At 58.3% G+C, this 11,876-nt stretch carries 9 protein-coding genes and 1 pseudogene; 3 read left to right on the forward strand and 7 right to left on the reverse strand.

Going from position 1 to position 11,876, the window contains the following annotated elements:
- Window positions 1–9: 9 nt before the first annotated feature.
- A pseudogene (locus tag EXN22_RS26760) lies at window positions 10–1,227 on the reverse strand (hypothetical protein); the annotation flags it as partial.
- Window positions 1,157–2,554 (reverse strand): aminotransferase-like domain-containing protein, encoded by a 1,398-nt coding sequence (locus EXN22_RS20290; RefSeq protein ID WP_130265743.1) that lies wholly within the window; start codon window positions 2,552–2,554, stop codon window positions 1,157–1,159. The pseudogene EXN22_RS26760 and the gene EXN22_RS20290, both read right to left, overlap by 71 nt.
- A 112-nt stretch (window positions 2,555–2,666) precedes the next feature.
- Between EXN22_RS20290 and EXN22_RS20295 the strand changes: the two genes are divergently transcribed.
- Window positions 2,667–3,836: an MFS transporter gene (locus EXN22_RS20295; protein ID WP_130265744.1), complete on the forward strand. Its 1,170-nt coding sequence runs from the start codon at window positions 2,667–2,669 to the stop codon at window positions 3,834–3,836.
- On the opposite strand, the gene EXN22_RS20300 is transcribed toward EXN22_RS20295, so the two are convergent.
- On the reverse strand, window positions 3,829–4,590 hold the full coding sequence (locus EXN22_RS20300) for an SDR family oxidoreductase (RefSeq protein ID WP_130265745.1): 762 nt from the start codon (window positions 4,588–4,590) through the stop codon (window positions 3,829–3,831). The genes EXN22_RS20295 and EXN22_RS20300 overlap by 8 nt on opposite strands.
- Window positions 4,591–4,819: 229 nt before the next feature.
- Here EXN22_RS20300 and EXN22_RS20305 point away from each other — a divergent pair, with 229 nt between their 5' ends.
- The gene (locus tag EXN22_RS20305) at window positions 4,820–5,824 is read left to right on the forward strand and encodes an NADP-dependent oxidoreductase (RefSeq protein WP_130265746.1); all 1,005 of its coding nucleotides are present in this window, start codon (window positions 4,820–4,822) and stop codon (window positions 5,822–5,824) included.
- On the opposite strand, the gene pyrF is transcribed toward EXN22_RS20305, so the two are convergent.
- On the reverse strand, window positions 5,814–6,515 hold the full coding sequence (pyrF, locus tag EXN22_RS20310; RefSeq protein WP_130265747.1) for an orotidine-5'-phosphate decarboxylase: 702 nt from the start codon (window positions 6,513–6,515) through the stop codon (window positions 5,814–5,816). The genes EXN22_RS20305 and pyrF overlap by 11 nt on opposite strands.
- Before the next feature lie 179 nt (window positions 6,516–6,694).
- Between pyrF and EXN22_RS20315 the strand changes: the two genes are divergently transcribed.
- Window positions 6,695–6,862 carry a DUF2897 family protein gene (locus EXN22_RS20315; RefSeq protein ID WP_010224101.1) on the forward strand — a complete coding sequence of 56 codons (168 nt, stop codon included), beginning with the start codon at window positions 6,695–6,697 and terminating at the stop codon, window positions 6,860–6,862.
- 86 nt (window positions 6,863–6,948) lie between these two features.
- Here the strand turns inward: EXN22_RS20315 and EXN22_RS20320 are convergent, their stop codons facing one another.
- From EXN22_RS20320 to EXN22_RS20330, 3 genes are all read right to left on the reverse strand, one after another.
- Window positions 6,949–7,269: a ComEA family DNA-binding protein gene (locus tag EXN22_RS20320; RefSeq protein WP_130266872.1), complete on the reverse strand. Its 321-nt coding sequence runs from the start codon at window positions 7,267–7,269 to the stop codon at window positions 6,949–6,951.
- Window positions 7,270–7,618: 349 nt separating this feature from the next.
- On the reverse strand, window positions 7,619–9,619 hold the full coding sequence (locus tag EXN22_RS20325) for an acyltransferase family protein (RefSeq protein WP_130265748.1): 2,001 nt from the start codon (window positions 9,617–9,619) through the stop codon (window positions 7,619–7,621).
- Between the two features lie 195 nt (window positions 9,620–9,814).
- A complete protein-coding gene (locus EXN22_RS20330; RefSeq protein WP_130266873.1) occupies window positions 9,815–11,815 on the reverse strand; it encodes a polysaccharide biosynthesis protein in 2,001 nt (666 codons plus the stop codon).
- Window positions 11,816–11,876 lie beyond the last annotated feature (61 nt).

Genomic DNA, 11,876 nt, shown 5'->3' on the forward strand with positions numbered 1-11,876 from the left:
GCGCCGATCGACACTCAGGTCACCGCGCAGGTCGCCGGCAGCAATTTGCTGGGCACGGCCCATGACCTGGCGCAGCGGCCCGACCACGGCACGGGTGATCGACCAGGCCGCCAGCACCCCCACCAACAGTGCCAACAGCGAGGCACCGAGGATCAACAAGGCATTGTTCCTCAGCTCGTTTTGCATGGCCTGGTCTTCGGCGGCGTAGGCTTGATCGACCTGGCCCGTGACCTGCCGGGCGCGCGCCTGCAATTGCACCTTGAGTTGCTGCTCGCGACCGAGCAGGTCGGTGTACTCGGCAAGCTTCTCACTGAAACTGGCGATATGCGTGCTGACCTCACCCAGCACGCTCTGGTAGCCGGCATCGCTCACCGCCGCTTTCAACTGCTCGACCAGGGCAGCGGCCTGGTCGGTCTGCTCGATGCGCCCCTGGCGCGCATCCTCGGCGCCTTTGCGGCTCTGCTCCAGCCGCACCCGCGCCTCATCCATGGCCTGCAGCATCAGCCGGGCAACCTGGGCCACCTGACCGGCCTGTTCGACGAACTCGGCGCCTTGCTGGCCCTGAGAGTTCTTGAGGGTGTACGTGCCGTCGTCGGCCAGCCCGGCCTGCAGTACATCCAGGTTGTTGGCAACGCTTGCGACCGACCAACTGGCCATGTCCAGCGCCAGCTCCTTGGCCTGGGTCAGCTCGACGAACTGGTCGAAGGCCTGCCGATAGTCAGTCAACGCCTGCTCGACGCCGCTCAGTTGCCCCAGCGCTCGTGCTTGCGCCTGCAAGGCCTCAACGCGCTGGTGCACGGTTTCCACCGCCTTGGGGTCCGAACGCAGGGCGAACACCTGCTCCTGCAGACGCGTCTCCAGCAGTGCGGTGTTGAGCGCCGCCATCTGCTTCAAACCCTCAAAACGCTGCCCAACACTCTGCAGTGCAGCAACGCCCACGGCCGCGACCACTGCAGTCAACAGCAACACCAGTGCAAACCCCAGCCCCAGCTTGCGGGCCATGCCGAGGTTGGCGAAAAAACCACGCTTGGCCGAATTCATCGCACGTCCCCCTGCTGAGCGCAAATGCGTCAAGGCTGCAGAGTGGCAATACCAGGGCTTGCGACACAAGATCCTGGCGGCGCAATAATGGCAAAAAGCTACAGTTGCGTCGCTTTCAGGACAGCCGAGGTCGTCCGGCAGCCTGAAAGAACGCTTGCGCCCGCAAGTCCTGGGCATAGGCGACATTGATCCTCAACCAATCGCTGTCAGCACCCTGGGGATCGAAGGCGTTGCCTGGTGCCAGCAGCACCGAACAGGTCTGCGCCTCGCGGCAGAGCTCGGCAAAACTTCGTCCCGGACAACGCGCCCAGACGAACATGCCACCATAGGGCTCGGCAAACACTTCCCAGCCGTAAGTCTCCAGTTGCCCCAGAGCCTTGGCCATATGCTGAGCCAGGCGCAGACGCAGGCGCGCTGTGCTTTTGCGATAACTGCCATTACCCAGCATCTGCGCCACCACCTGCTCAGTGAAACGCGAAGTGCCCAAGCCACTGACCATTTTCAGCTCCGCCAGACGGGCGATCAGCTCAGGCCTGCCCACCAGGTAGCCGACCCGTAGCGAACTGCTCAAGGTCTTGGAGAAACTGGCCAGGTAGATCACCCGCTGCTCGGCATCCAGGGTTGCCAGGCGGGTCACTGCGCCGTCCTGAAAGTCGGCGTAGATGTCGTCCTCGATAATCAGCAGGTCATGTTCACGGGCCAGCTCCAGCAAACGATAGGCAACCTTGGGCGACAAGCTGCTGCCGGTGGGGTTCTGGTACAGGCTGTTAATGTACAGGCAACGTGGCCGATGTTCCTTGAGCAGAGCCTCCAGTACCAGCAGATCGGGGCCGTGGGGCGTGCGTGGCACTTCGAGCATCTGGACCTGATGCTGACGCAACAGGCTGAACAGATTGTAGTAACCCGGGCGTTCCACCAACACTTTGTCGCCCGGCCTGAGCAAGGTGCGCACCAGCAGATCCAGTGCATGGCTCGCGCCTTGGGTGGTGAGAATCTGCTCAGGCGCGGCCTCAATCCCGATCTGCCCCAAACCTTTGTGCAACTGGCTGCGCAGGCTGGCCAGGCCCAGCGGCGGGCAGTAATCGATGAGGTCTTCGAGCGCGCCGCGACTGACCTGGCGCACCGCCTGGGCAATGGCCTCGGTAGCTCGCCAGCTCGTCGGCACCCAACCACAGCACAGGTTGAGTAACGCGGCCGGATCCTGGGTGAACTGTTGCCAGCGGCTGGCGAATGCCTCATCGCGGATCGGCGGGTCAACCAGGGGCACCTTCAGCCGCTGTTCAGCGACAAAAAAGCCCGCGCCATGACGCGCCTGCAACCACCCCGCCGCCACTAGCCGATCATAGGCTTCGATCACGCAAGATTGACTGACGTTGTGTTCCCGGGCCAGTTGCCGAATCGATGGCAAACGGCTACCGGGACGCAGGCGCTGCGTTTCAATCCAGGCCTGCAACTGCTCGGTCAGTTGCTGCACCAGCGGGAGGGATGAGTGGCGATCAAGGCAGAGGTTCATGAGGAAGTGTTCGTTTATTTTGTCCGAACAGTTAATCACAAAACCCGCACCCGTGTGCCTTGTGAGCGGCGAGTGATCGCCGGATAGTCGACCCATCGATGAGGAGCCGACCATGCCCACCCAGCGCCACCCTGTCCTACTGGCTTTCGCCTTGTGCCTGATCACCTTCGCGGTCAACTTGCAGGCACCGCTGTACACCACTTACGCAGAGCTTTCCGGCTACGGCGCCGGCGCCACGGCGATGGCCTTTTCCGGGTATGTACTGGGGGTCATCCCCGTGCTGATGTTGCTCGGTGGCCTGGCAGACCGGCTCGGGCGCCGCCCGCTGATTCTCACCGCCCTGGCCTTGTCGATGCTCGCCACACTGCTGATGCTGTTGGCACCCGGTCTTGAAACACTGGGCCTGGCACGCCTGCTGCTCGGTATCGGTACCGCACTGGCCTCGGCCACGGGCACGGCCTACATGAGCGAGCTGATGCACGGCGGTGATAACCGTAATGCTGCCACTTGGGTCACTGCCAGCACCTCGTTGGGCTTCGGCCTGGGCGCAGCCCTGACCAGCCTGTTCCTGCTCAACGGACCAAGCCTGACACCGGGCAGTTTCTACCTGCAGATGCTGCTGGCCGGCCTGGCGATGGTGGCGGTCTGGCGGCTACCCGATCGGCGCCTGGAGCCAACCGCCGCCCTGCTACGCCTGCCCAGCTATCCTGCTGGCAGCCTGCCCTACGGCCTGGCGATCCTGCTGGCCTGGGCCTGTGTCGGCCTGGTGATCGCCCTGCTGCCATCGATCCTCAAGCAGCATGATCTGGCCGGTTGGTCCGGGTTCTCGACCTTTTGCGTGATCAGTTGCGGGTTATTGTTCCAGCCGCTGGCCAAGCGCCTGGCGCCGATGCGGGCTACGGCCATCGGCCTGGTAATCCTGCCTTGCAGCTACGCGCTGCTGGCCTGGGGCGCGGACAGCGGCGCGCTAACGGCTGTGTTGCTGGGCACCGTCGCGGCCAGCAGCGCCTGCTACGGTTTTATCTACCTCGGCGGTCTCTCGGCGGTGAATACCCTGGCCGGCGAACAAAAAACCCGCGCAAGCGCAGGCTTCTTCCTCCTTGCCTACATGGGTTTCAGCCTGCCAGTCATTCTTACCGGGCTGCTGGTCGACCGCCTCGGCGCGGGTACCGCCCTGCTGGTGTTCGGCCTGCTGCTGCTAGCCGGTTGCCTGCTGGTTGGCCTGGCACTGGCACGCAGCCACCAGGCCATCGCCGTGCCGACGCTGGCAGCCGTCAAATAGCCGTGGCACCACCATCGACCGCCAGGGCCTGGCCGGTAGTAAAGGCCGCGCCATCGCTGCACAGGTAGAGCACGGCACTGGCGATTTCCTCGACCTTGCCAATGCGCCCGACCGGGTGCATGGCCGCGGCAAATTCAGCCTTACGCGGGTCGGCTTCATAGGCGCGGCGGAACATATCGGTGTCGATCACCGCCGGGCACACGGCGTTGACGCGAATTTTCTTCTTGGCGTATTCGATCGCAGCCGACTTGGTCAGGCCAATCACTGCATGTTTGGAAGCGCTGTAGATACTCATCTTCGGCGCCGCCCCCAGCCCGGCGACCGATGCCGTGTTGACGATCGCGCCACCGCCCTGGGCCAGCAGCAACGGCAATTGATACTTCATGCACAGCCAAACACCTTTGACATTGACGCCCATGATTGCGTCAAACTCGGCCTCGCTGCCTTCGGCCAGGCGACCCTGCTCGATCTCGATGCCGGCGTTGTTGAAGGCGTAGTCCAGGCGCCCGTAAGCCTCGAGCGTACGCCCCATCAGTTGCCGTACATCAGCCTCGCGGGTAACGTTGCAACTGACGAACAAAGCCTCACCGCCATTGTTGCGGATCAACTCGACCGTACCCTCGCCCCCCGCCGCATCCAGGTCAGCCACCACCACTTGCAAACCCTCGGCGGCAAACGCCAGCGCCGTCGCCCGACCAATCCCCGCAGCACCACCAGTGACCAGGGCAACCTGGCCGGAAAAACTCATGCTCATCGCTAGCTCCTGTAACAATGTGAGGTCAGTGATCAGGAGTCTAGGCAGCGTTCCACAGCATTGGGCAGCATCATCAGGACGCCGGTTGAAGCACTATCGGCGTGAGTGATTGTCTCCACCCCGATCGATCAGCACGGTGGATTGCACTGCATTCGCCAGGCGGGTAAACCTTGCCGTGGAACCAATCAGGGTCTATCAACAAGCATTGCCCTTCAAACGAGAGCTTGCCATGACTGCCCAGACCAACCGCCGCTTCCTCCTCGCCAAACGCCCGACCGGTGCTGTCAGCCGCGACGACTTTACCTACGAACAGGTGCCGGTGGCACAACCTGCTGAAGGCCAGATTCTGGTGAAGAACCTCTACCTGTCCCTGGACCCGGCCATGCGCGGCTGGATGAACGAAGGCAAGTCTTATATCCCGCCGGTGGGCCTTGGCCAAGTCATGCGCGCCCTGGGCGTCGGCGAGGTAATTGTCTCGAATCACCCGGGCTATGCCGTCGGTGATCACGTCAATGGCGCGCTGGGCATCCAGGATTATTTTGTCGGCGAACCGCAAGGGTTTTACAAGATCGACCCGAAACTGGCGCCCCTACCGCGTTACCTGTCTGCCTTGGGCATGACCGGCATGACCGCCTACTTCGCCCTGCTCGATGTCGGCGCCCCAAAAACGGGAGAAACCGTGGTGATCTCCGGCGCCGCGGGCGCGGTCGGCAGCATTGCCGGGCAGATCGCCAAACTCAAGGGTTGTCGCGTGGTGGGTATTGCCGGTGGGGCCGAGAAGTGCCAGTACCTCAAGGACGAACTGGGCTTTGACGGGGCCATCGACTACAAGGCCGAAGATGTCCTGGAAGGACTCAAGCGCGAGTGCCCCAAAGGCGTCGACGTGTTTTTTGACAACGTTGGCGGCGACATTCTCGATGCCGTGCTCAGCCGCCTCAATTTCAAGGCCCGGGTGGTGATCTGTGGCGCCATCAGCCAGTACAACAACAAGCAGGCGGTCAAAGGACCGGCCAACTACCTGTCACTGCTGGTCAACCGCGCACGTATGGAGGGCTTCGTAGTGATGGACCATGCCGCCAACTATGGCAAGGCGGCCCAGGAGATGGCCGGCTGGCTGGCAAGCGGCCAAGTCAAGAGCAAGGAAGACGTGGTCCAAGGGCTGGAAACTTTCCCCGAGACGCTGTTGAAGCTGTTCAGCGGGGAAAATTTCGGCAAGCTGGTGCTTAAGCCCTGATTTGCGCGACCACTGCCGCCAGGGCCTGGGCCGGATCGGCAGCCTGGCTGATCGGGCGACCGATCACCAGGTAGTCGGAGCCGGCATCCAGGGCCTGGCGCGGGGTCAGGATGCGACGCTGGTCGTCCTGGGCGCTACCTGCGGGGCGGATCCCCGGGGTCACCAATTGCAGCGACGGGTGCGCGGCCTTCAGCGCTGGTGCTTCCAGGGCCGAGCACACCAGCCCGTCCATGCCGGCCTTTTCGGCCAGAGCCGCCAAGCGCAGCACCTGTTCCTGCGGCTCGATGTCCAGACCGATAACGACCAGGTCCTCGCGCTCCATACTGGTCAGCACGGTCACACCGATCAGCAGCGGCTGCGGGCCGCTGCGCTGGGCCAGCACCTCACGGCAGGCCGTCATCATGCGCAAACCACCGGAGCAGTGCACATTGACCATCCACACGCCCATTTCCGCGGCAGCCTTGACGGCCATGGCGGTAGTGTTGGGAATATCATGGAATTTCAGGTCGAGGAACACTTCGAAGCCCTTCTCGACCAAGGTTTCGACAATGCCCGATGCGCTGCTGGTGAACAGCTCCTTGCCGACCTTGACCCGGCACAGGGCAGGATCGAGCTGATCGGCCAGCTTCAGGGCGGCGTCACGGGTAGGAAAATCCAGGGCGACAATGATGGGCGTCTGGCAGGCGGACATGGGCAGGTCTCTTGGCAAGTCTTGAACGGCGCGCATTGTAAACGAAGCAGCGGCCCGTGGGGGGCCGATGATCGCGAAATGGCCCTGTCGCCACCCACCCCCTATAATTGAACCAATGAATGATGTGGTTGCTCCAATTCTATGAAGCAGCGTCATTCGCTGTTCAAAAGGAGAGCGACATGCCCTGGTATGCCTGGTTGATTCTGGTACTCGCCATTGGCTCTATTGTCGGTGGTTTGATGCTGTTGCGCGATACCGCGAAAAAGCTGCCCCTGACCGAGGAACAGCTCAAGCGGGTTCATGAGCGCAATGCTGAAATGGATGCCAAGGATGCGCAGGACAGATGACCCCTGAATGAAACTGACGCCACTTAGACCATCTCCGATTCATCAAAGTAGGCCGATCAATGATCGGCCCAACTTGATCCAACTGATTAGTGGATTGTCAGTTTGTCGCGATTGCGCTCCAACAACGCATTGCCGATGCCTTTAATCTCCAAGAGCTCATCTACCGAAGTAAAGGCTCCATTAGCCTCGCGGTAGGAAACAATGGCCTCTGCCTTGGTTTTACCGATACCGATGAGGGTGGTTTGCAAGGTAGTCGCATCGGCAGTATTCAGATCTAGTTTGGCCACCGGTTGCGCAGTGGTCACGACAGGTGAGGGATTGAGCTCAGAGGGAGGTGCCGCATAGGTCGACAGGGACACTGCTGTAAACAGCGGAAGCAGCAGGTAAGAAAGGACAGAATTGCGCATCATAAGGTAGGACTCCTAGGAGGTAATTTCGAAGGCAGCTTTTCCTTGCTGCCTCTGAAACCTAGAACGTCCCCGATGAGAGTCAAACTGCAAAGACCAGGCAAAATTTGACCAAATAAAACCAGCCCCTGACGAACCGCCGCGCGCCGGCAAAACGCCGGTGTTTTAGACTTTCGGGACGCCCATCGCTCGGCCTGATGAGTATGTTAGCAATTGTGATAAAGACCCAACCGCCGCTTCTACGGCGCCATCCGATGCCACACGTTCAATTGCTGGCTCCCGAAAAATCAGGAGCTCAGCATCGAGACTCATACAGTGGCGCTGCAGCTTCAGACTCGCCCGCAGCGAATCAATGATCAACAATGGCACTGGCGTTCGGCGATTCAAAAATTGTCCGGAACATCGGAATCAACAACGCAGCGCCTTTTTCACTGAGATGGTCATCGTCGTAATACAGAGGTATCCCTCCGTGCGCACCATTACATAGGCCGTTTTGGCAAAAGTACGGTGTCGGATCGAGAATTTTCACACCACACTTTTGCGCCGCCGCATCCTGGGCGTCCCAAGCAATCCTGTTGCGTTCACGGTACTCGTCTTGGGATACCGACAGCTCCAGGGGTTTGCCAAACATCAGCGCCCTGCCCATCAGCTTCGGCACCGAACGCTTCATTTCCGGGATCGGCCGAAGCATATAAACCGTACGCGATTTAGCCAACGTGCAAGCGGTATCGATTACCCCTTGGCTCAAGGCACTTTGATACTCCGGGGTGCGCGCAGCATACGGCACGCTGAAATAGTAAGGCGTGACAGGCACTTCATTCTCCCTCCCAGGCTCGTTCGGCCCCATGAGGTACAGAGAGCTACGGTTCAAAATTACAACCGGCGCTTGTGCTGGCAAGGTTTCTTGCATCTTCACCGCCTGCTCAATGAACCGACCGCAGCGCTCACCATCCTCCGTACTTTTTATACCCATGACTGTCGGACACGCATTCAGGCTCCAGTCCAGAACATGAAGATCTTTGCTCGGCAGCGCGTGTTCAAGCGCACGCATAATAGAGGCCGCATGGCTATCCCCGATGACAATGACACCGAGGTTTTCGCCACCGTATGTGCAACCTGGAACAGGTTTGTTACCGACGGAAAAACACTCGACCAGACGTGGGTTCTTGTCACTGGCTTCGTTATAGACCGCATCGATCGGCGCAGGTACGCGCCCTACCACTCCGCCCTGAAGCTTGATGAGCAGACAGGGAACTACAATGATCAGGGTGAATACCGCGATTACCGAGGCACTGGAAAAACTACCAATGCGACTCAACAGGTCCCGAGAGTGCTTTTCGATCCATGCATACGACACCCAGCCCAGCAGCAGCGTCAACCCAAGCCCTGCTACAGTGGCCGCCATATTGCCTTTGAGATCCGCGTAGACCAGAACTACTACTATCGGCCAATGCCAAAGGTATAGAGAATAAGAGCAATTACCCAACCACTGAGCGATGCGCGTACCGGTCCAGATAGAGTCTTGCCGTGCGGCGAAAATAATCAAGGCCGTGCCAAGCACCGGGACTGTCGCCAACCAACCTGGCCAGACACTGCGGGTGTCGAAAACAACAATTGACACAGCGATCAACAAAAACCCAGACAACTCGATGATTTGTCGAACCCGCGGTCGCGGCGAAACACGGTGAGCAAGAAAGTAAACAAGCGACCCTGCAAGCATTTCCCACGTGCGTGTAGGCAGTAAGTAAAACCCAAAGGCGGGGTTGCTGGAAGACAGTAACGCCGACAACCCAAGCGAAGCAAAAAACAGAGTAAGCACGACACCCAACGCCGTCGGCCGACCTGCCTTGAGTCGCCATACACACCACAACAACAAAGGCAGCAACAGGTAGAATTGCCACTCTACTGACAGTGACCACGTGTGTAACAACCACTGATCCTGGGAAGCATCAGAAAAATAGTCGGTTTCACGCCAGAATTTTATGTTCGAGAAGAAACCCAGCGCACTGATAACTTGAACCCCCAGCGCGCCGTACTCAAAGGCCGGCAGGAAGAACCAACCGAGGACCATCAAAACAACACACAACGCTGCCAATGCAGGAACAATTCGTTTGGCTCGCGCCAAATAGAAACCAAAAAGAGAAAGGCCTTTATTACTCTCAAGCCCTTCAATAATTATACTGGTCATCAAAAAACCAGATATAACAAAAAATATATCAACACCCACAAATCCGGCATTAAAACCAGGAATACCAAAATGATACAACACGACTGAAACGACCGCCCAGGCGCGCAAGCCGTTTATATCGAATCTAAACTTCCTGGCTTTACTCGAATTCTCTAGTGACATAATACTCGCCTTGCTCGTGCCTAACGTCTCTCACCACTGCCTACGGTGACAATGATCCGCCATTGTGCATCGCTACAGTTATGGACAGTCTAAAAATTTACCGTTTTAACGGACAGCTGTCGCGTGAAAGATCGAAACCGAGGGGCCTTCCAAGCCCCTCCAAGCCACGATGGACTACACGTACGCTTACCGCTACTACCGTGGTCTCAAGCGACGCTGCTGGTACAGCCAGTCAACAATTTCGCCATCAGGAGCATACCCACTCACTGTTTCCCTCAGCAATTGACGAACACGCGCGTAATCATCTTTCTCGAGCGCATCCAGCAACTCGCTGAGTTTTCCCTTGAGGAACGGCCACGGCAGCAAATCTTCATTTGCCCGCATGATCATTGGATGTTGGGTTGCCACAACATTGTCACCGATCAACAATTCCTCATACAGCTTTTCGCCGGGCCGCAAGCCCGTGAATTCAATTGCCAGGTCGCCGTGTGGATTCTTTTCCGAACGAACACTCAAGCCCGAAAGATGAATCATTTTCTCGGCAAGCTCGACGATCTTGACCGGTTCACCCATGTCCAGCACAAAAACGTCTCCGCCCACTCCCATGGATCCTGCCTGAATAACGAGCTGGGCGGCTTCCGGAATAGTCATGAAATAGCGAGTGATCTTCGGATGGGTGACCGTCAATGGGCCGCCGGACTTGATTTGCTTATGAAACAGCGGGATAACCGAGCCAGAAGAGCCCAGTACGTTACCGAAACGTACCATGGTAAAGCGGGTGCGGTTTACGTGCTTCTCGCCAGAGGCGCAACCGAAAAAGGCAGGATTGCTCTCCGCACTCAATGCCTGGAGCGTCAGTTCTGCCAAGCGCTTGGTACTGCCCATGACATTCGTTGGACGGACCGCTTTATCAGTTGAAATCAGCACAAAATTCGGCACGCCGGCCTGCAACGCTGCTTGGGCAGTATTCAACGTCCCCATTACATTGTTGAGAATACCCTCAGCGATATTGTGCTCAACCATCGGAACATGCTTGTACGCTGCCGCGTGATAAACAGTATCGACCTGCCAGGTGGTGAGAATATCCAACAATTTTTCATGATCTCGGATACTCCCCAGAATGGGAACTAGCTTTACCGATAGTGATTCCCTGGCGACCCGTTGCTCAAGCTCAGACAATACCGAGTAGAGATTAAACTCACTGTGTTCGAACAACAGAAGTGTTGTCGGGCCCAAGACCAGGATTTGTCGACAAAGCTCGGAGCCGATTGAACCGCCGGCCCCGGTAACAAGCACCGTTTGCCCGGCAATGCAGCGCTCCAGCAGGTCATGCTGAGCAGGCACAGCATCACGCCCCAGCAAGTCAGCAATATCAACTTCCTGAATATCATCTACCTTGACCAAGCCACTGGCGAGGTCCATGAACCCTGGCACACTTCGAACATGCAGAGGGAACCCTTCGAGGTAAGCGAGAATCTCCCGGCGCCTGGCGCGAGAGGCGGACGGGATGGCTAGCAAGATCTCCTGCGCACCCGACATCTCGATCATCCGCATAATATGCTTGGGCTTGTACACCTGCAGGCCGGAAATGACCCGATCAGCGATACTGGCATCGTCATCGATAAAGGCCACCGGGCGCATAACTCGTCCCATGCGCAGAGCGGCAACCAATTGATTACCTGCGGCGCCAGCACCATAAACTGCAACTTTCGTCAGGCCGTCGTCCCGCTTGGCGAAGGGGACATGTTGTGCAGCGGTAAACCAATCGCCCATGAAATATTGACGCATGGCCAAGCGCAAGCCACCAATCATGACCAGGCTAATCCACCAATAGTTGAAAATGATCGACCGGGGAACGACGGTTTGATGATTGCTGTACCAATAGACAAGGACGCCGAGAATCAATGCCGACAAGGTGACGGCTTTGACAATAACAATCAGCGCATCGTTTCCGAAATAACGCATGACAGCGCGATACATGCCAAGCCGAATGAACAATGGGATCGTCACAACCGGCGCGCTTAGAAACAACCAGGTGTGCTCGAGGATGGGATTGACCATCTCATCCAAACCCAAGCGGACAACAAACGCCAGCCACAAGGCGCCCCAAACCAGGAGAACGTCAGCCAAGACCTGTAGTAGTCGCTTCTGCCGCCTAGGTAGCTGAAGCAAGGTGCCTCGAATGTTTCTAACCATAAAAACCTCAACACTCATCAATCAGCATTCAGCTAATGCCGAAAAAGAAAATCCTTCTTCC

Source organism: Pseudomonas tructae (genome assembly GCF_004214895.1).
Taxonomy (GTDB): Bacteria; Pseudomonadota; Gammaproteobacteria; order Pseudomonadales; family Pseudomonadaceae; genus Aquipseudomonas; species Aquipseudomonas tructae.